Source organism: Herbidospora yilanensis (genome assembly GCF_001570565.1).
Taxonomy (GTDB): domain Bacteria; phylum Actinomycetota; class Actinomycetes; order Streptosporangiales; family Streptosporangiaceae; genus Herbidospora; species Herbidospora yilanensis.
Genome location: NZ_BBXE01000032.1, coordinates 149,845 through 169,798 on the forward strand (window position 1 = coordinate 149,845; position 19,954 = coordinate 169,798).

At 70.0% G+C, this 19,954-nt stretch carries 17 protein-coding genes; 6 read left to right on the top strand and 11 right to left on the bottom strand.

The annotated features are described in order from the left end of the window. Nucleotides 1-45: 45 nt before the first annotated feature. Nucleotides 46-792: a methyltransferase domain-containing protein gene (locus tag AW273_RS25915; RefSeq protein ID WP_062353261.1), complete on the bottom strand. Its 747-nt coding sequence runs from the start codon at nucleotides 790-792 to the stop codon at nucleotides 46-48. 66 nt (nucleotides 793-858) lie between these two features. After that, nucleotides 859-1,515, bottom strand: coding sequence for a TetR/AcrR family transcriptional regulator (locus tag AW273_RS25920; protein WP_062353263.1), 657 nt, complete (start codon nucleotides 1,513-1,515; stop codon nucleotides 859-861). Nucleotides 1,516-1,614: 99 nt separating this feature from the next. On the opposite strand from AW273_RS25920, the gene AW273_RS25925 reads away from it, so the two are divergent. Next, a complete protein-coding gene (locus tag AW273_RS25925) occupies nucleotides 1,615-3,168 on the top strand; it encodes an FAD-dependent oxidoreductase (protein WP_062353266.1) in 1,554 nt (517 codons plus the stop codon). A gap of 243 nt (nucleotides 3,169-3,411) precedes the next feature. Further along, entirely contained in the window at nucleotides 3,412-4,731 is a 1,320-nt protein-coding gene (locus AW273_RS25930; RefSeq protein WP_062353270.1) for a hypothetical protein, read from the top strand. 15 nt (nucleotides 4,732-4,746) lie between these two features. Here AW273_RS25930 and AW273_RS25935 read toward each other — a convergent pair whose 3' ends face one another. The 7 genes from AW273_RS25935 to AW273_RS25965 form a co-directional block, all read right to left on the bottom strand. Further along, a complete protein-coding gene (locus AW273_RS25935) occupies nucleotides 4,747-5,982 on the bottom strand; it encodes an iron-containing alcohol dehydrogenase (RefSeq protein ID WP_062353273.1) in 1,236 nt (411 codons plus the stop codon). Between the two features lie 87 nt (nucleotides 5,983-6,069). After that, nucleotides 6,070-7,530 (bottom strand): NAD-dependent succinate-semialdehyde dehydrogenase, encoded by a 1,461-nt coding sequence (locus AW273_RS25940; protein WP_062353276.1) that lies wholly within the window; start codon nucleotides 7,528-7,530, stop codon nucleotides 6,070-6,072. A 43-nt stretch (nucleotides 7,531-7,573) separates the two neighbouring features. Beyond that, nucleotides 7,574-8,650 (bottom strand): ABC transporter ATP-binding protein, encoded by a 1,077-nt coding sequence (locus AW273_RS25945; protein ID WP_062353280.1) that lies wholly within the window; start codon nucleotides 8,648-8,650, stop codon nucleotides 7,574-7,576. Then, a complete protein-coding gene (locus AW273_RS25950; RefSeq protein ID WP_062353282.1) occupies nucleotides 8,650-9,717 on the bottom strand; it encodes an ABC transporter ATP-binding protein in 1,068 nt (355 codons plus the stop codon). The genes AW273_RS25945 and AW273_RS25950 overlap by 1 nt, the downstream gene beginning before the upstream one ends. Then, the gene (locus tag AW273_RS25955; RefSeq protein ID WP_062353285.1) at nucleotides 9,717-10,628 is read right to left on the bottom strand and encodes a carbohydrate ABC transporter permease; all 912 of its coding nucleotides are present in this window, start codon (nucleotides 10,626-10,628) and stop codon (nucleotides 9,717-9,719) included. Before AW273_RS25955 ends, AW273_RS25950 begins: the two co-directional genes overlap by 1 nt. After that, complete coding sequence (locus tag AW273_RS25960; RefSeq protein WP_063910104.1) at nucleotides 10,628-11,542, bottom strand: carbohydrate ABC transporter permease; 915 nt, start codon at nucleotides 11,540-11,542, stop codon at nucleotides 10,628-10,630. The genes AW273_RS25955 and AW273_RS25960 overlap by 1 nt, the downstream gene beginning before the upstream one ends. 29 nt (nucleotides 11,543-11,571) lie before the next feature. Further along, nucleotides 11,572-12,969 carry an extracellular solute-binding protein gene (locus tag AW273_RS25965; RefSeq protein WP_062353291.1) on the bottom strand — a complete coding sequence of 466 codons (1,398 nt, stop codon included), beginning with the start codon at nucleotides 12,967-12,969 and terminating at the stop codon, nucleotides 11,572-11,574. 393 nt (nucleotides 12,970-13,362) lie between these two features. On the opposite strand from AW273_RS25965, the gene AW273_RS25970 reads away from it, so the two are divergent. The 3 genes from AW273_RS25970 to AW273_RS25980 all read left to right on the top strand — a co-directional run bounded on the left by AW273_RS25970 (nucleotide 13,363) and on the right by AW273_RS25980 (nucleotide 15,560). Then, nucleotides 13,363-14,073 (top strand): GntR family transcriptional regulator, encoded by a 711-nt coding sequence (locus tag AW273_RS25970; protein WP_062353294.1) that lies wholly within the window; start codon nucleotides 13,363-13,365, stop codon nucleotides 14,071-14,073. Between the two features lie 87 nt (nucleotides 14,074-14,160). Then, complete coding sequence (locus tag AW273_RS25975; RefSeq protein ID WP_062353297.1) at nucleotides 14,161-14,730, top strand: DJ-1/PfpI family protein; 570 nt, start codon at nucleotides 14,161-14,163, stop codon at nucleotides 14,728-14,730. Then, a complete protein-coding gene (locus AW273_RS25980; RefSeq protein ID WP_063910101.1) occupies nucleotides 14,727-15,560 on the top strand; it encodes an alpha/beta fold hydrolase in 834 nt (277 codons plus the stop codon). The genes AW273_RS25975 and AW273_RS25980 overlap by 4 nt, the downstream gene beginning before the upstream one ends. A 205-nt stretch (nucleotides 15,561-15,765) precedes the next feature. Here the strand turns inward: AW273_RS25980 and AW273_RS25985 are convergent, their stop codons facing one another. Next, nucleotides 15,766-16,053: a hypothetical protein gene (locus AW273_RS25985; protein ID WP_062353300.1), complete on the bottom strand. Its 288-nt coding sequence runs from the start codon at nucleotides 16,051-16,053 to the stop codon at nucleotides 15,766-15,768. A 73-nt stretch (nucleotides 16,054-16,126) separates the two neighbouring features. On the opposite strand from AW273_RS25985, the gene AW273_RS37480 reads away from it, so the two are divergent. Beyond that, nucleotides 16,127-16,267: a hypothetical protein gene (locus tag AW273_RS37480; RefSeq protein ID WP_157556150.1), complete on the top strand. Its 141-nt coding sequence runs from the start codon at nucleotides 16,127-16,129 to the stop codon at nucleotides 16,265-16,267. 637 nt (nucleotides 16,268-16,904) lie between these two features. On the opposite strand, the gene AW273_RS38125 is transcribed toward AW273_RS37480, so the two are convergent. Continuing rightward, nucleotides 16,905-19,954, bottom strand: a 3,050-nt coding sequence (locus AW273_RS38125; protein ID WP_083950056.1) for a DUF7824 domain-containing protein, incomplete at its 5' end; no start/stop codon positions are given.

Genomic DNA, 19,954 nt, shown 5'->3' on the forward strand with positions numbered 1-19,954 from the left:
CTGATGAGTGTCCGGATCCCGCGCGAAGTTACAGGGGACGTGGTGTCAGCGCTTCATGAGGGCGAAGACCCCCCAGCTCAGATACTCACGCCCGTAACGTGCGTACTGAACGGGCTCGGTGGTGAGTTCCGCCCGTACTTCGGGGGCGAGTTCGTCGTCCGGGTTCCGGTCGAGCCAGCGGCGCAGGTTGAGCCACTGGGCCGCGGCGTAGCGGTCCCAGCTGTCCTGATCGGCCAGCATCATCTCCACGACGTCGTACCCGAGCTCCTGGAACCGCTCGATCAGTTCGGGGAGGAGCACGAAATCCGCGATGGAGGTGGCGTGGCACGCCTTGGCGGTCTCCTCGTCCGGAGGGGTCCGCCGCCAGAACGGCTCGCCGATCAGCATCAGTCCGCCGGGCCGCAGGCTGCGGCCGAGCAGTTCGGTCGTGCCGGCGACGCCGTCGCCGATCCACGTGGCGCCGACACAGGCGGCCAGGTCGACCGGCTGGTCCGCGACATGGCCGGCCGCGTCACCATGGACGAACTCGACTCGGTCGGCGACGCCGAGTTCGGCGGCGCGGGCCCGGGCCCGCGCGGTGAAGACCGTGCTGATGTCGACTCCGGTGCCGGTGATCCCGTGGTCACGCGCCCAGGTGCACAACAGCTCGCCGGAGCCGCTGGCCAGGTCGAGCGCCCGTGTCCCGGGGGCGAGGTGGAGCGACGCGCCCAAGGCGGCGAGTTTGCCCGCCGTCAGCGGGTTGTGGATCCGGTGGCTGCTCTCACGGATGGTGAAGATACGGGGAAGGTCCATGACCGGTTCCTGCCTTGAGATGGGGGGATTCTTCCGCGGACGTGGTCGGCCGTTTCCTGAGGCAGGTCACTGCTGCCGGTGGCGGCGTGCGCGTTGTTCCGCGGCGTCGAGTGCGGGCCTGAGGGGGGCGAGCGTGGTGCGCAGAAGGTCCGCCAGCGAGCCGGCCGGCACGACGAGCCCGCCGGCCGTGGCGGACGAGACGGTCGTCCGCAACCACTGTTCGAGCGCCACGCGGACCGCGGCGGCCACGCTCGCCGCGAGCACCCGTGCGGTGTGCGGCTCGCCGTCGCCGAGACGCCCGGCGACGGCTTCGGCGAGGGGATGTTCGATCGCGGCCGTCGTGCCGATGAACGCCTCGCGCAGCGCGGGGCGGGTGGTGATCAGCAGCAGCAGCGCCTCCCGGCCGGGTTCGGCCGAGGCGGTGAACTGATCCACGACGGCCTCGACGACGGCGTCGGCGAGGCCGACGCCGTCGGGCCGGTCGGCCACCGCCGCCGCGACCCGTGCCTCTCGTTCGCTGGTGACGGCGGCGACGATCGCCTGTTCACGGCTGGAGAAGTAGTTGTTGTACGTCCTCGGTGAGACGCCGGCCGCCTCGGCGATGTCGTCGACGCGCACGTTGTCCGGTCCGCGCTCAAGAGCCAGCCGCAGGGCCGCCGCGCGCAGTGCCTCCCGGGTGGCCTGTTTCTTCTGCTCGCGCAGGCCCGTCCGCCTCGTCGTCACGGTCCCAGCATAGCCTAGCTGCGTGCACGCAAATTTGCGTGTACGCATCTTTCTGCTTAGCCTGTCCTCGCCCTTCACGTACGAACCCGAGGAGAACCCGTGATCACAGACGTCGTCATCGCCGGCGGCGGCCCGAACGGGCTGATGCTGGCCTGCGAACTGAGCCTGGCCGGGGTCCGGCCGATCGTGCTGGAACGGCTGACCGAGCCCAGCGAGGAACCGAAGGCCAACGGGCTGCTCGGCCAGGTCGTGAGGATGCTCGACCACCGTGGGCTGCACGAACGCCTCAGCGGCAGCCCGCGACCGCCACAGCCGAACTCCGGGTACTTCATGTTCGGCGCGATGGGCCTGGACCTGAGCCTGCTGCGGGACAGCCCCGTCTACGCCCTGCCGGTCCCCCAGCGACGCATCGTGCAGGTCCTGCGGGAACGCGCCGCCGAACTGGGCGTGGAGATCCGCTGGGGACACGAGGTCGTCGGCCTGTCGCAGGACGACGACGCGGTGACCGTCGACGTCGCGAGCCCGGGCGAGCGCCGCCGATTGCGGGCCAGGTACCTCGTCGGCGCCGATGGCGCGCACAGCACCACGCGCAAGCTCTCCGGCATCGCGTTCCCCGGCGTCACCTACGACCGCATGACCGTCTGCTCGGCGCACGCGACGGTCCCGGCGGAATGGGTCGATCCCGCGACCGGTGCGCTGAACGTGCCCGGCCACGGCGCCGTCCTGCCGTTCCTGCCCCTCCGCACGGAACACGGCGGGTTCTCGTACGCCCCGATGCCCGGCCACCCACCGCTGATCAGCACCACCGAATGGGACAGGCCCGCGACCGACGCGCCCATGAGCCTGGAGGAACTACGGGCGAGCATCCGCCGCGTGCTCGGCGTCGACGTGCCCCTCGATCCGCCCGACGGCCCGGGACCGCACGTGCTGCGCCGGCTGACCGGCGGCAACACCCGGATCGCCGAACGGTTCGCCGACGGCCGGGTGTTCCTGATCGGCGACGCCGCGCACGTGTACGCCGCCACGGGAGGCGGTCCGGGGCTCAACCTCGGCCTGCAGGACGCGGTCAATCTCGGCTGGAAACTCGCCGCCGAGATCCGGGGAAGCGCCCCGCCCGGACTGCTGGACAGCTACGAGACGGAACGGCGATCGGCCGCCCGGCGTATGGTGCTGAACGCGCAGGCGCAGTCGGCCCTGATAGCCCCTGGCGGCGACGTCACCGGACTGCGCGAGGTGTTCACCGAACTGCTCCGCGACCAGAGCACCGTACAACGCCTGGCCGGCCTCCTCGCCGGCGCCGACGTGCGCTACGACATGGGCCGCCCCGAGGCGCACCCGCTGACCGGCCGGTTCGCCCCGGACATGGACCTGCACACCCCGGCCGGACCGGTCCGCCTGGCCGAGCTGACCAGAAACGCCCGCCCACTGCTGCTCGACCTGACCGAAGACGCGTCGCTGGCGGAGACACCCGCCCTGCGGCACGACCAGGTCGACGTCGTCACGGCGCGCTCCCACCTCCCCGCACCCACCGCCTTGCTCCTTCGCCCGGACGGCTATGTGGCCTGGGCCTCTTCGTCGCCCCGGCCCGGCCCCACGGAGATCGAAACCCTCCGGGCGACCCTGCGGTCGTGGTTCGGAGTCACCCGCACCTGATCGCGAGTCTTGACATGTATGAAACCGGCCGTAATAGTACGCGCTAATACGATTTAGCATGCGCGTAACAATGTCGGCCCGGAGGAGGTGCCATCGGACGAGCCGCCCATCAGGGCAGGCGGGCGCCGTTGCCGAATCGCCCTGCGACCATGCCGAGAATCCCATCGGATCCATGGCCTCGGCGCCGCACCTTCCGACCAGACCGTAACTTCCCTGCCGGACCACGCCAAGGATGGAAACAGGATGAAGATTGGCAAGTGGGTCGTGGCGTTCGCCTCGGTTCTGACGCTGACGACCTCGGGACTGGCGTCCGGCGCGTATGCCGGCCCGGGCCATGACCCGGACACGGCGATCCTGAGCGTCACCCCGATCACAACGGTCTACACCTACGGTCAGAAGGTGTCCGCGGTGGCGGTCGAGTACAACGCGGACGTCAACCCGCGCCGGCTCGACAATTCCACCTTCTCCGTGCAGGACACGCTCTACAACTTCCGGTTCAACCCCATCGGGGACCTGCCCAAGCTGACCGAACGTACGGTCACCCACACCTACACCAACAACGCCGTCGCCACCCGTGCCGACCACAGTTCACAGCGGGGCCGGTACGTCATCATCGAGCTGGACCCGGACCAGAACGCGGGCTGGACGGTGATCGTCTCCAAGTGCCCGACGTTCCTGTGCTCGGTGAAGATCAACCCGGACCTGCCCACCCAGGTGACGCAGCTCAAGGACGTGTTCGCGCAGCCCGGCAACGGCAACGGCCGGGGCCCGCTACTGGCCGCAGCGACGCCGGAGACCCCGCGGAAGATGACGAGAGAGCCGGTCAACCCGCTGGTCGACGACTTCGAGTACGGCTCTTTCCTGTCCGGTGGGATGGTGTTGCCGTACCACTACCACCTGCCGGAGAACTACGACCCGGCGAAGACGTATCCGCTGATGGTCGTCCTGCCCGGACACGGCATGGGCTGGGACGGCGACAACCTGCTGGTCCAGGTGGCCGCGGACATCCCCGCGACCGCGTGGTCGCAGCCGGAGTGGACGGGCGGCGACGAAGAGGTGATCGTGGTCGCGCCCCAGAACCAGCGTGTGGGCGGCCCGGCCGAGGCCGACCTGCTGGTCAAGATGCTCGACCAGTTCCTCAAGGACTTCTCCGTCGACAAGAAGCGGGTATACGCCACCACCGTCTCCTACGGCGCCCAGTTGTTGTGGAACGCGTTCGCCGCGCGGCCCGGCATGTGGGCCGGCGGGCTGGTGACCGGTGGCTTCGCGGTCAACTCCCAGCAGGCGACGGCCATCGCGACCGCGGAGATCCCGCTGTGGATCACCCACGGTGTGCACGACCACCTGCTGAACGTCAGCGGAGCCCGCAACACGCGGAACCTGCTGACCAACGCGTACACCGCCCGGGGCAAGACCCCCCAGCAGATCGACACCCTGCTGAAGTACACCGAGTACGAGGACGCGGCTTTCTCGCTCCCGGACTACCACGCGGCGTACGGCCCCACCTATGAAGAGGGCAACGGCTCGATCCTCCGCTGGTTGCTGAGCCAGACCAAGCCGTAGACCACCGACCCGGCACTACCTCTGTTCCGGAGTCAGGACGTGCCGGGTCCGGTCCCCCGTCCAGGCCGCTTCGAGGATCGCGGTCAGGCTGGCGGTGTCGGTCGGGCCCGGATGGTTCTGGATCAAGCGGGTGACGCCACCGGCCATCTCCGCGAAACGCGGGAGGTCGGCGCGTGCCACGCCGATGTCCGCCAAGGTGGCGGGGATGCCGATGTCGGCGAGGAGCCTGTCGAGCCAGGTGAGGAACAGGTCCGCGGCCTCGGCGTCGGAGGCGTCGGTCACGTCGAGCCCGCACACCTCGGCGAGGACGGCCAACCGGTCGCTGATGGCGTCCTTGGCCGCGTCCAGCGCGTAGGGCAGCAGCAGCCCGACGCCCAGGCCGTGAGGTGTGTGGGTGGCTGCGCCGATGGGGTACTGGAGGGCGTGCGGGGCCGCGTTGCCCGCGTGGGAGAACGCGATCCCGGCCAGCATCGACCCGTAGGACATGTCCGCGCGCGCCTCCTTGTCGCCTCCGTCCCTGACGACACGGGGCAGGCTGCGGGCGATCCGCTCCGCGGCCAGGAGCGCGTAGTGATCGGTGACCGGGTTGCGGCCGAGGAAGACCTGCTCCACCGTGTCGCGCGGTCCGTAGACCCGGGGTCGTGCGGTGTAGCTCTCCACCGCGTGACAGAACGCGTCGATGCCGGAGTAGGCGGAGACGGTCGCAGGGCAGCTGTAGGTGAGCTCGGGGTCGACGATGGCGAAGTCGGGCACGATGTGGACGCTGGAGACGCCCACCTTCAGCAGGCGGTCGGGGTCGGTCAACACCGAGACGGGCGTGAGCTCGGAGCCGGTGCCCGACGTCGTCGGGACCGCGACGAGAGGGATCGTCGGCCCCGGCACCTTCGACTCGCCGTAGAAGTCGCGCGGCGTCCCGCCGTGGCGCCGGATGACGCCGACGATTTTGGCGAGGTCGATCACCGTGCCACCCCCGATGGCGAGGATCACGTCGGCGTCCACCTCCGCGGCGGCCGAGACCGCCAGGGCGACGTCGGTGAGCGGCACGTCCGGAGTCGCGTCGGCGAACACCCCGACGACTTCGACCTTCTCCCGCACGCCGGCCACGATCTCGGCCACGCCCGGCTGTCCCAGAAGAACCCGGTCGGTCACGACGAGGACGCGCGAGCCGCACTCGGCCACCACGCGCGGGATGTTCTGCGCGACTCCTTCGCCCACGATCAACTGGCGTGGTCCGCGGACGGTCTCAAGCATGTCAGTGCCTCTCTGGAACGTCGGCGGTGATGTGCGGGGCGGACGTCCAGGTCGCCTGCGAGACCGGGACGGCGTCGGCGAGGTCGGTCACGGCAGGTCGATCGCCGCGTAGGTGACGTCGAGGTACTCGAGGATGCCCTCGTGCGACCCCTCCTTGCCGATCCCCGACTGCTTCACGCCTCCGAACGGAGCAGACGGGTCCGAGATGAGACCACGGTTGATGCCGACCATCCCGGTCTCCAGCCCCTCGGCGAACCGGAGCGCCCGCTGGAGGTCACGGGTGAAGACGTATCCGACCAGGCCGTGCTCGGTGTCGTTGGCCTTCGCCAGCACCTCGTCGTCGGACGTGAACGAGATGATCGGCGCCACCGGGCCGAAGATCTCCTCCTCCAGGATCGGCGCGTCTTCCGGCACGTCGACGAGGACCGTGGGCGGGTAGAAGTGGCCCGGCCCGTCCGGACGCGCGCCGCCCACCAGGACCCGGGCGCCGCGATCGACCGCGTCGGCGACGAGCTCGTCGATCTTGGCGACCGAGGCCTCGTCGATCAACGCCCCGACGTCCACGCCGTCGTCCAGACCGTGGCCCATCGAGAGCGCGCCCATCCGCTCGGCGAAGCGCGCCGTGAACTCCTCGCGCACCGGCTCCTCGACGTAGATCCGGTTGGCCGCGATGCAGGACTCCCCGATGTTGCGCATCTTGGCCACCATGGCGCCGTCGAGCGCGACGTCCAGGTCGGCGTCGGCGCACACGATCAGGGCCGCGTTGCCGCCCAGTTCCATGGAGGTGCGCAGCACGTTGTCCGCCGCCTGCCGGAGCAGCACGCGCCCGACCTCGGTCGACCCGGTGAACGAAAGCTTGCGGGTCCGGCGGTCGGCCAGCAGTGCCGAGACCACCTTGCCGGAACGTTTGGTCGTCACGACGTTGACGACGCCCGGGGGAACGCCGGCCTCCTCCATGATGCGGGCCAGGAACAACATGGTGAGCGGCGTCTGGGCGGCCGGCTTGGTGATCGTCGTGCAGCCCGCCGCCAGCGCGGGAGCGATCTTGCGGGCGCCCATGGCCAGCGGGAAGTTCCAGGGCGTCACGAAGACGCACGGTCCGACCGGCTTCGGCACGGTGAGGATGCGATATCCCCCGTTGGGAGCGGTGTTGTAGCGCCCCTCGACGCGCACCGCCTCCTCGGCGAACCAACGGAAGAACTCGGCGCCGTAGGCCACCTCTGCCCGGGCCTCGGCGAGCGGCTTGCCCATCTCCAGCGTGATCAGCCGGGCGACCTCCTCGGATCGCTCCTTCAGCGCCCGGTACGTCGCGGTCAGCAACTCCGACCGTTTCCGCGGCGGGGTCGCCGCCCACTCCGCCATCGCCTTGCTCGCCGCGTCCAGAGCGGCGAGCCCGTCGGCGACGTCGGCGTCCGCCACCTCGGCGATGGTCTTGCCGGTGGCCGGGTCCTCGACGGCGAACGTGGCGCCGCCGGCGGCGTCGCGCCAGGCGTCGCCGATCCGGAGCCGCCGGTGCTCGGGGGCCAGGACGTTCATCGGGTCACTCACTGTGTCCCCTCCTGGGGTGTTCTCGGTGATGTTCAACGTGGGCTCAGCGACCGGCCTGGGACAGCGCCAGCCCGGTGCCCGCGTCGAAGAGGTGCGCGCGGTCCAGGTCGACCGTGACCTGCACCCGCTCGCCCGGCGTGCCGGTGACGGTGGGTCGTGCCTTGATCTTGAGGATCTCCGTCCCCACCCGGACGTCCACCACGGTCCGGTCACCGAGCGGTTCGAGGCCGTAGAGCTCACCCGACAACGACGTGTCCCCACGCTTCTCGACGGACAGGTCCTCGGCGCGCAGGCCCAGCATCAGCGGACGGCCGTCCTCGGCCGTGGTCCAGCGGGGCCGCGGCAACGTCCAGCCGTCCGCCCCGACCAGACGATCCCCTTCGGCGTGACAGGCGAGCAGGCTGATCGGCGGGCTCCCGACGAAGCCGGCGACCCACTGGTTGGCCGGACGCTCGTACACCTCGGTCGGCGTCCCGACCTGTTGCACCTTCCCCTCCTTCAGGACCGCGACGTAGTCGGCCATGGACAGGGCCTCGACCTGGTCGTTGGTCACGTAGACGAAGGTTCCGCCGAGGCTCCGGTGGATGCGGGTGAGCTCGGTGCGCATCTCGACGCGGAGCTTGAGGTCGAGGTTGGTCAGCGGCTCGTCCATGAGGAACGCGCGCGGGCTGCGGACCAGCGCACGGGCCAGGGCGACACGCTGCATCTCACCGCCCGACATCTGCGCGGGACGGCGCTGCAGCAGACGTTCGATGTGCAGCAGGCCCGACATCCGCTCGACGGCGGCGGCGATCTCGCTCGAAGAGCGGCGGCGGGCCCGCAGCGGCGAGGCGATGTTCTCGTACGCCGTGAGCCGCGGGTAGAGGGCATAGCTCTGGAAGACCATGGCCAGGTCGCGGTCGGCCGGGGCGTCGCCGGTCGCGTCCTTGCCGTCCAGATGCACCGATCCGGCGTCGAGCTTCTCCAGGCCGGCGATCGCCCGCAGGGTCGTCGTCTTGCCGGCGCCGGAGGGGCCGAGCACGACGAAGAACGAGCCGTGCGGGACGTCCAGCGTCACCCCGTCCAGGGCCTGGACCTTGCCGAAGGACTTGCGCAGCCCGTGTACTGCCACGGTTCCCATCAGGCCACCAGCTCTTCCGTGCTCACGTCGTAGACCGGCGGGGGCCCGCCGGTGTGCCGCAGCCCGACCGGCGCGTCAGCGGCGAAACGGACCGTCGGCTCCATCCGGACCCGTACGTCGCGCTGGTCGCCGTGGTCGACCACGTAGATGATCTCGTCGCCCAGCCACTCGGCCGAGACCACGCGGGCCGGGACCGAACCTTCCGCCCCCGGTTCGGTGACCTCCAGCGCCTCCGGCCGGACGCCCGCGACCAGGGAACGGTCACGCGGCACGTTCGGCGGCGGCGTGAGGGCCAGTCCGCTCTTGCTGCGCAGCTTCCCGTCGGCCACCTCCACCTCGATCAGGTTCATCGGCGGGGAGCCGATGAACGCGGCGCAGAAGAGACTCGCCGGACGGTCGTAGACCTCCAGCGGCGTGCCGATCTGCTCGACGCGGCCCTTGTTGAGGATGGCGATCCGGTGACCGAGCGACATCGCCTCGACCTGGTCGTGGGTGACGTAGACCATCGTCGTCCCCAGCTCCCCCTGGAGGTGCTTGATCTCCGTGCGCATGTCGGCGCGCAGCTCCGCGTCCAGGTTGGTGAGGGGTTCGTCCATGAGGAAGGCGCGCGGCCGCCGCACCAGGGCGCGGGCCAGCGCGACGCGCTGCTGCTCGCCGCCGGACAGCCGGTGGGGCCGCCGGTCCAGGAGCTCGCCGAGCCGCATCAGCCGGGCGGCCTCCGCGACCCGCTCCTCCACCTCCGCCTTGGGCAGGCCCTCGGCCCGCAGGGGGAAGGCCAGGTTGTCGCGGGTCCTCAGGTGCGGGTAGAGCGCGTAGAACTGGAACACCATGGCGATGTCGCGCTCGCCCGGAGACAGGTCGTTGACCAGCGTGTCGCCGATGTGGATGTCGCCCGACGTCTGCCTCTCCAGACCGGCGATGGCGCGCAGCGTGGTCGTCTTGCCGCAGCCCGAGGGGCCGAGCATCACGAAGAGCTCGCCGTCGCCGATCGACAGGTCCACGTGCTCGACCGCGACCGTCCCGTCGGGATAGCGCTTGTGCAGGGTGGTCACCTCGATGCCGGCCATCAGCGTCGCACCGCCCCGAGCGTCACACCGGCGACGAGGTGCTTGCGCACCAGGTAGGAGAAGACGAGAACGGGAAGGGCGAACACGATGGAGGCGGCCGCCACGAGACCCCAGTCCACGGTGGTTCCGCCGATGAGGCCGGCGATGGCGGGCGGGGCCGTCCGCACGGCGTCGCTGGAGGTGAGGAAGATGGCGAACACGAACTCGTTCCAGGAGAAGATGAGCGCGAAGACCGCCGTCGCGGCGATGCCGGGCAGGAGCAGCGGAAGGGTGAACTTCCAGAACGCCTGCAAGCGGGTGTAGCCGTCGAGCATGGCGGCGTCCTCGTACTCCGCGGGCACCTCGTCGACGAACCCCTTCATCATCCAGATCGTGAACGGGACGTTGAAGGCGGTGTAGATGAGGATCAGGCCGAGCTTGGTGTCGAACAGCCCCACCTGGCGGTACATGAGGAAGATCGGGATCACCACCACCACGGGCGGCATGAACCGGGTCGACAGGATGAAGAACAGCTGGTCCTTCTTGGCCTTCACGGAGAAGCGCGAGTAGGCCCAGGCCGCCGGGACGCCCAGCACCGTGGCCAGCACCGTGGAGACCCCGGCGACGACGACCGAGTTGAGGAAGGAGCCGGACAAGGTCGTCGGGCCGCCGCCGGAGGCGACGAACACGTCCTTGAAGTGGTCGAGGGTGATCGTGAAGTCGAAGAACTTGGCCGGGATCGCGTAGACGTCCCGGTTCTCCTTGATGGACGTCTCGATCATCCACAGCACCGGGAAGAGCATCACGGCGGCCAGCACGGCCAGGACCGCGACCTCGATCACCACGCGGCCCCGGCCCCGGCGGCGCCGCCCGGGGGGCCGGTGGTCCCTGACGGGACCCGGGGACACGGCCTTGTCGACGGAGACGGCCATCAGTCCTCCTTCAGCTTGTTCAGGTAGCGCATGTAGAGCTGCGCGAGGACGATGACGATCAGGACCATGAGGATCCCGTACGCCGAGGCGGTCCCGGTGTTGAAGCCCAGGAACGCCACCTTGTAGACGTGGAACGACAGCGTCTCGGTGGAGACCCCCGGACCTCCGCTGGTGAGGATGTAGACGAGGTCGAACAGCCGGAACGCCTCGATGGCCCTGAACAGCACCGCGATGAGGAGCAGCGGCCACACCAGCGGAAGGGTGATGGTGCGGAACCGGAACCACTCCGACGCCCGGTCGATCGAGGCGGCCTCGTACAGATACTTGGGAACCGCGGTGAGGCCGGCGAGCGCGATGAGCATGATGAACGGCGTCCACTGCCAGGTGTCGACCACGATCAGGGAGATCAGCGCCGTGTTCTGCTTGGTGAGCCACTCCACCTGCCCCAGGCCGATCGACCCGAGCATGCTGTTGATCACGCCGAACTGCGCGTCGAGCATGAACCGCCAGAACAGCCCGACCACGACCGGCGAGAGCATCATCGGAACCAGGAACAGCGTGGTGAGCACTCCCCGCCCGCGCACGCGCCGTGAGATCAGATAGGCGATGGAGAAGCCCAGCACGGTCTGCAGGGTGACCGCGCCGACCACGTAGAGCAACGTCGTGAAGGCCCTCATGTGGACCTGCGCCGACGTCAGGATGGCGGTGAAGTTCTCGAACCAGACGAAGGTGGCGGGTCCGCCGCGGGTGGCCGAGTAGTCGGTGAACGACAGGTACAGCGCCCACAGCAGCGGGAACACCGACATCGCGAGCAGCAGCAGCAGCGCCGGGGAGATGAAGGCCACCGTGAGCCAGCGATCGCTCAGGTGGCGGGACCGCCCCGGTGCAGGCGGCGTCGCGGACGCCTCCTGCACCGGGTGGTCCGTCAGAGAGACGGGGTCACTCACAGTCCGCCGCCGCCCTTTTTGCCGGCGGAGTCGAGGACGGCCTGCTGCTCCTTGGCGATGTCGTTCAGCGCGTCCTTCGGCGGCTTCGCGCCGTTGAGGGCCGCGTTCACGTTGGTGTTCTCGATGTCGATGAGACGCGCGTACTCGGGGACGTTCCACATGTCCCGCATCCGGGAGACCGAGTCGGCGTACACCTTGTTGAACGGCCCGGCGTTGAGGAACTCGGGCGACGACAGGGCGTCCGTACGCGCCGGCACACCGCCGGCGGCGGCCCACTTCTTCTGGATGTCGGCCTGCTCGAACCACTTCATGAAGTTCAGCGCCTCCGCCTGCTTCTCCGGGGAGGAGTAGGCCGACACGTGCATGCCCATGCCGCCGAGCGGCACCAGGTCGGTCTTCTGCTTCGGCAGGGTGGCGAAGCCCAGCTTGCCGAGGATCTCGTCGCGCGTCTTGCCGAGCGTCGACTGCTCGGGGTCGAGCAGGCCGCCGCTCGCGGCGATCCAGTTGAACGCGATGCAGGCCTTGCCCTGGGCGACCGCCGCGTTCACCTCGTCGATGAACCAGTTGCCGGAGCCCGCCGCGGTCAGCGGCTTCATCTTGTTGACCAGGACGTCCATCGCCTCCTGGCCCGCGGCGTCGTTGATGACGCCCTCGATCTTGCGCGCCTTGGAGTCCCAGAGGTTGCCGCCGTAGACGCCGTTGACCGTGTTGTAGGTGACGGCCGCGGCATCGGAGCCGTTGGCCTGGTGGAAGGCCAGCCCGCTGACGCCGGGGTTCTCCGTCTGGCACTTCTGGGCGGCCGCGATCATCTCGTCCCAGGTCGCCGGCGGCGTGTCGCCGATCAGGTCCTTGCGGTAGATCATGGTCCAGGTGTCGCCGAGCAGCGGCAGTCCGTACAGGCTGGCGTTCTCGTCGCGCTGCCCGGTCTCCGCCTGGGGGAACTGGCCGTAGGCCGCCAGGAGGTACGGGTTGTAGGCGTTGACGTCGATGTTCTTCTTGACGAAGTCGGTGATGTCGAGGATGTTGCCGTTGGTCACGGCCTCACCGATGTGCTGCGAGTCCAGGATCGGGATGTCGAAGTCGGTCTTGTGCGCGGCGAACTGGGTGAACATGGCGTCGTGCCAGTTCGCGTTCGGCACGACGTTGACCTTGATGGTGACGTTCGACCGCTCCTTGGTGTACTCCGCGTTCGCGAAGGCCTCCAGGGCCTTGGCCGGGGGCCAGTCGAACCAGATGAAGCTGAGGGTCAACGGGTCTTTGGTGAGCTCCGGGATGTCCGCCGGCGCCTTGGGCGCGTTCGCGTTCGCGCCGTCGTCCCCGCCGCAGGCCGTCAGGGACGTGGCCACCAACAGGGCCGCCGCCGCCAGTTGTCCTATTCGCCGTGGGTACCGCATATCTTGCCTGCTTTCTGGGGGGAGACCACTGGAGCCTTGCTGCGTACTTCGCCGAGCAGTTGGGGGGTTGTTCAGGCGTGTTGCCGGCTGCCGCAGGGGCTGACCCGCAGACCGGCGTCACGGGTACGCCGCGACGGAAATGGGGCTTTCAATCAGTCGAGAGGTTCATCGGTCCTCATTCGGTCAGGTGGCGGACCGAGGAGGACGTCGAGCATGCTCAGGGGGTGCTCCGACTGATCGAATCGGAGCGGAGGTGCGCGGTTTCGCCTGGGTTAAGGATGGGTGACATCCGCCACCTTTCCTATACGATCCGGGTTGGGGCGTCAACATCCCGCAAAGTTTGGACCGATATCAACAGGATGCAGAAAACCCAAGAAAGGACCTCGGGTCACGATGGACGACGAAGCGACGATCGCGCGGCGCCGATCGCGCGGCCGGCTCGCCGACGAGGTGTACGACACGCTGCTCGGCCAGCTGATGTCGCTGCGGATCGAGCCCGGCTCCCGCGTCACGATCGACGTCCTGGCGCGAGAGCTGGGGGTCTCCCAGACGCCGATCCGAGACGCGCTGAACCGTATGGAGGCCGAGGGCCTGGTCGTGCGGGTGCCGCACGCCGGCTATCGCATTCCCCCTCAGATCACCCGTCACCGGTTCGAGGACATGCTTGAGCTCCGCCTGCTCCTGGAGCCGGCGGCGGCGCGCAGGTCCGCCGAACGCGCCTCCTCCACGCAGGTGGCCGGGCTGCGGCGGATGCTGGAGGAGATGGCGGAGCTGGAGGGGGGCGACGGGCCCGTGGCCTACGGCGCCTTCGGGCTACGCGACGCCGCCTTCCACGATCTCATCGCCCAGAGCGCGGAGAACGAGGTCATCCGCGAAGCGCTCGCCCGCCTGCACACGCACGTCCACCTGTTCCGGCTCGTCCACGACACCCAGGTCACCTACCTGGCCATGGCCGAGCACGAGGACGTCCTGGCCGCGATCGCCGCGCGCGACCCCGACGCCGCCGCCTACGCCATGCGGCGACACATCCTGCGGTCCGGCGAGCGGTTCCGGCGCTTGTTCGACGAGGCGGAGGACGCGCACGGAATGGCCGCAAAGGCTTGACGGGCGGGCCGGGCCGAGCAATGCTAACCCAACCGGATCGGATTGGATCTGATCCATCTCACCTGCCCCAGATGCGAGGAGAAGTAGGTGCCCAGAGCGCTGCTTCTAGCCGGCGACGCCGCCGAGGAGCTCGACACGATGTATCCCTACTATCGCGTGCAGGAGGGGGGATGGGACGTCGACGTGTCGTCCCGGACGCTGCGTGACATTCAGCTTGTCATCCACGAGTTCGACCCCAACTCCGACGCCTACGTGGAGAAGAACGGCCGGAAGTTGCCGGTCGACGTGACCTGGGCCGAGGTCGACGTCGAGCGTTATGACGCCCTCATCATCCCCGGTGGACGCGCCCCCGAGTGGATCCGGGTCGACCCCGACGTCAGGCGCATCACCGAGCACTTCTTCGCGCGCGACCTCCCGATCGCGCTGGTGTGCCACGGCGCGCAGGTGCCGGCTGTGTACGGACTGCTGAAGGGCCGGAAGACGGCGTGCTTCCCCCCCATCACCGGTGACATGGAGAACGCGGGCGCGACGGTCATCGACGCTCCCGACGTGGTGGACGGAAACCTCGTCTCCTGCCGCGGCTGGCCGGACATGCCGAAGTTCGGCCGGGCGATGATGGAACTCTTCTCGAAGTCCGTCAACTCCGCGTCGGCATGAGCACACCGGACCTGTCGACTGTGACGGCACTTCGGACCGTCACAGTCGACGGCTCCCCCGTCCACGTCATGGAGGGCGGCACCGGGCCCGCGGTGCTGATGCTGCACGGCTCCGGCCCCGGCACGACCGGATCCGGCGCCTGGGCGGCGACGGCACAGGCGCTGGGCACGTCCTTGCACGTGGTGGCGCCTGACCAGGCGGGGTTCGGCCAGACGCCCATCCCGCCGAACTCCAGAGGTGGGCTCCGGTTGTGGACGGAGCAGGCCGCGGGCCTGATGGACGCTCTCGGTATTGAGCACTACGCCGTGGTGGGCCACTCCATGGGCGGTGCCGTGGCCCTGGCCTTGGCGGCCGCGCGTCCCCGGCAGGTCACCCGTGTCGTGGCGGTCTCGACGATGGGCGCCCCCGGGGCGCCGCTGTCCGCCGAGCTCGACGCGATCTGGGCCGCCCCCGCCGGCCCGCTCGGGGCACGGGACATGTTGAGCCGCCTCGTCCTCGACCAGGCACTCGTGACCGAGTCGGCCGTCGCCGCCCGTGCGGACGCGATGCTGGCCGGGGCGGACGCATTCGCGTCGTTGTTCCCTCCGCCCAGGGCACGCTGGGCCGACGACCTCACCCTCTCGGCGCAAACCCTGGCAGGGATCCGCGCGCCCGTGCTGCTGGTCCACGGCGCCGAAGATCGCGTCACCCCACTCGGGACGGCGGCTGTGCCGCTGCTCGAACACCTGGCCGATGTGCGTCTGCACGTGCTGGGCCGATGCGGGCACGTGCCGGCGCTTGAGCACCCGCACGACTTCAGGCGACTCCTGGCGTGCTTCCTCGGCCACTGATCGCCGCGACGGGTCCGCAGCCCGTGCTCCCCCGGACCGGGCCACGACGAGGCAGCGGCCTCGCGCTCGTCGTCGAGCCGGGCCGAGTCGGAGCGGCGCGGGGATGAGGACGCCGTAGATCCGCCAGGGTCGGCCCGAACGACTTACGCCCCCACATGGTGTCCGGCGGGGTGAGGGCGTAGGTCGTCGTGCCAAGGAGGCCGGTTCAGCAGATGCTGATCCACTCCGTCGCGTACAGGATTTCGTTGGGGATGCCGTGCCTGCCGTTGCCGTAGGACGCGATCTCCGTTTGTGAAGCGTTGTAGAGTCTCACCCTTACGCCGCCGTACTGGTTGTTCACGAGAGCGCCCGCGTTGATGAAGTTGTAGACCTTCCGCCAGCCGCACTTGTACATGGGGAAGCCGGTGTGTGTTCCATCGCCGTTTCCCACGGTGATGCAGGCGAAACCGTTGAAGTCCTCGGTCTCGCAGATATCCAGGAAGTCCTTGCGCATTTCAGCGAAAGTCAGGTTGATGCGCGGCTCGCTGGAGTAAAGCGGAACGACCCGAGGGACCCAGGCCGCAGTCGTGACCGAACTGGAGACGATGGTCGTCGATGCGGCCGTCGCCGACGCCGGCGATGCGGCGATCACGGTCGGCACCGCCAATACCAACCCGAAGAGCATTGCGCGTGCCCTGAGCGCGCGCCTGGGGCTGGGCATGTGGTGAGTTCCCATCAGTTCTCCTGACTGTCAGTTCTGTTCGCCGGCGGCGATTCGCGTCTGGTTCTCTGCGCCAACAGACGAGAACACGCCAGGAGTCATTGCCGGAACGGTGCGGCAACGGCGTGTCTTGATTCTTGGGCTTCCTGTCCGGTTCGCTGGAAACTCGATCGCTGTCGTAGTGGCGACGCTCGACGGCCCGGCCGACGCTGGGCTTGACCCGTGACGGACATCTGAGATCAGGGGGACGTGATCGCGGTGTTGAAGCGATCCCGGCCTGACGGAGGCTCCGATGTGCCCCGCGTTGGGTGAAGTCGGATAGCCGCACCGGTGACGATGGCCGACGACCAGCACCCGGACGGCACAGACCGTCTTCCTCGCGTGATTCCCCTGGACGCTCCAGAGCGCAATAGAGACCTCTTTTACGTCGACAGGTGGGGTGCCGGTCGAGCACGGCGAACCCGACCAGGTCGAAGGGTCCCGGCGAACGCTGGCGCGCGAGCCGTACCGCCAGAGCACCTCACCAGCCGGTGGGCCCCGGCGCGGTTGACCGGCGGGAGTCGGCCAGCCAGGTGGCCGCCCCGCCGGGCCTGGGATGGTCGCCCCGCCCACCGTCATCAGCACTGCGCGTCGTGGTTAGGCGGTCATGACCCGGCTCCGGTGAGCTGGGCGTGGAGGCGCTTGCATTCGTGGACGAAGCGGATCGTGCGGCGGCTCTTCGCGAAGTCAGCGACGACCGGGATCTCCCCGCGCGCACCCGTCCACCGGGCCACCTCGGTGGCGAAGGCGACCAGTTCGGCCTGCGGGACGGTGATGCGGCGGCCTTCGCCGAAGAACTCCGGCAGCATGGCGCGCAACATCCGCCACACCTCGTGGTGGCCGCCCGCCTCGGCCAGATCGGTCAGGGCCCTGATCACGGGCCGGGTCTCCAGCCAGGTGTCGCGGATCAGCAGCGCGAGCTGCCGGCCCATCGTCTCGGCGGGCAGGTCGCCCCGCGCGGCCATGCGCAGGACCAGCGGGATCGTCTGGGCCGGCTCCGCGCCGAGCAGATAGGCGACGATCAACGCCGTCGCGTCGCCCAGGGGGCCGTCGGCGGCGACCATCCGGGAGACCTCGTGCTGGCCCACGCTCGTGGTCCAGTAGGTGCGGAACGTGAAGGGCAGGAAGTTGACCGCCACGACCTCCCGGTGGGACGGCAACATGGCGGGCCAGGCGGCCATCGCCCCGCCCTTCTCGTCGTCGGTCCACTCGAACGGCTGGCGCAGCGCCACTTCGTCGATGAGGCGGACGCCCGTGGGCGTGGCCCGGAGCACGGGCGTCAGCCGGCCCTCGCCGGATTCGGTCGTCTGCGGCCATGCGGCGCCGCACTCCGGGTCGGGCATGCCCTCCCCGGCCAGCCAGGCGGCGACCTGTCGTGCGGCGGCCGACTCGATCGCGGCGGCGCGTGCGGCTTCGGCCGGGTGGCTGCCCCTCGGGAGCCGGAGCAGCGCCTGGGCCAGGTCGGCTTCCGGCGGCTCGCGGCCCGCGGCGGCACAGGTCTCCAGGCGGTCGACCAGCACGGCGGGGTCGAGGTGGCCGCGCAACCAGGTGGGGGTGGCCAGCAGCACGGGCGGCAGCGTGCCGGCGCGGAGGGCGTCGAGGATCTCGGCGTAACGGTGCAGCAGGAAGTCGTGGAGCGGGGAGAGCATGTTCGGGTGCGGAAGCAGGTGCTGCCGCCGCCATTCCTCCGCCTCGGGGAGCGGGTCGGGCTGGAAGGAGCGCCGCCGGGCCGGGAAGTAGATCACCGTCACCGCGACACACGGCTCGTCGTCGCCCGGCGGGGGCACCGGGCCACCCGCGCGCATCGCCTCGATCCGGCCGGGGTGGACGCCGAGTTCCGCCATCCGGTCGTAGACGCCGTCCATGACGAAGTCGGGCATCGTGTCCCCGACCTCGGCGTCCTTCTCTTCGTCGTCGTCGAAACGGTGCCACGACATCTCGGCGACGCCGACGACCGGCTCTTCGACGGGTTTCCCGGTGAGGGAGACCCAGCCGTTCGAGCAGGGGATCTTCTCGCCGTTCTCGCGGGCCTCGGCCATGGACGGGCCCTCGTCGCTCGTCCAGGTGACGAAGATGGACCGCACGGGGGCGTCGTCGTCCAGGTAGTGGCCCCGCTGCGGGCTTCCGAAGCTGAAGGTGATTCCCCGGTGCACCCGTTCCGGCAGAACGATCTCCGCGCCCCGCGTCACGGCGAGCACCTGCGTCGAGTAGCTCTCACCTTCCCAGAACCGCTCCGGCCCGAGCGGCGGCACCACCGGCACGCTGCCGGGTGAGATCAGCTCGGCGGCCAGCGCCGTCTGCCACGCGTCGACGCTGGTGCGCCGGTCGCCGCCCTGCCAGTAGCGGGACTGCTGCTCGACGTAGGGCGTGAGCTCGCGGCGCAGGTCCGCCCGGTCGGCGCGGATCCCGGCGACGAAGGCGGCCAGCCAGCGCTCCAGGCGGATCCACTCGTCGAGGCCGGAGGGCACGATCGACGGCTCGGGGAACGGCTTGGCCTCCGGCGGCTCCGGGAGCGGCGGGAACTCCTTGTGCTCCAGCAGGTCCTCGACCGGGATCTCCCCGCCGAACTGCGTCGCCAGCGCGGAGCCGAGCCCGGCGGGCAGTTCGGGGATCGCCGCCAGGAACGCCTCGGCGTGACCCGCGAGCGGGCCGGCGTGCTTCATGGTCAGCTCGGCCGCGCGGTTGCGCACGTCGAAGGACTTGTGCGCGTACGCCATCGTCAGCGCGGTGACGAAATCCCCGGCACGCTCAGGGATGGCCCGGATCGTCTGGTCCGTCCAGCGCAGCCCCAGAGCGGCGAGCTTGGCCTCGGCGCGGAAGGTCAGCGCCTCCACCGCCTCGACCAGGTCGGCGTGGTCGAGCGGCAGCGCCGTGCGTACCTGCGCGGCGGCCAGTTCGGCGACCGGACCCGGAGCCGACGGCAGCAGGCGCAGGTAGTCGCGCACGCGGGGCGCCGACTCGGCGGGCGTGGGGTCGAGAAGCGTGTGCAGCCGGACGAAGAACCGCAGGTCCTGCGCGTCGCCGCCGCGCAGGAAACGGCTCACGCACCCGTCGAGTGCCTGGTCTCTGGGCAGTTCGCGAACGGCGGCGGCCAGCCAGTGGGTCGGCTCGGGCTCCAGCCTCTCCTCCCGGAGGGCGCGGCCCGCGCCGTCGGCGTCGAAGACGCGGGGCAGCAGAACGGGGGCCAGCGGGTCGTCGGCCACACCCGGCTCGGACAACCACGCGGCGACCAGCGGGTCGTGGCCGGGCGGCACCGCGCCGGACTCGCGCAGCAGCGCCACGGCCAGCGGCGCGATGCGGTCACCGGGCCGCCGGATCCGCTGGGCCAGCCGGACGGCGACCTCGCGCCGCCACTCCGGCGGCCGGGTGGCCGCCACCCGGCACACCAGGTCGACGTCGATGGGGGCGGCCCAGCGGCGGGTGACGTCGCGGCCGGTCATCCACGTCACGGCGGCGGCCGGGCCGTAGATCACGCCGGCCCCGGCCAGCAGCACCATGGTGGCGTCGAGCGGCTCGTCGCGGGCGCGCGAGTCCTTGACCAGACCGGGCAGGTGGCCGCCCAGCTCGGCGCGCTCCCCTTCGGTGAGCGTGACCAGCCGCTCGGCCAGCCGGGTGGTCGACCTGCCGGTGAGCAGGTGGGAGATCTCCGCCAGAA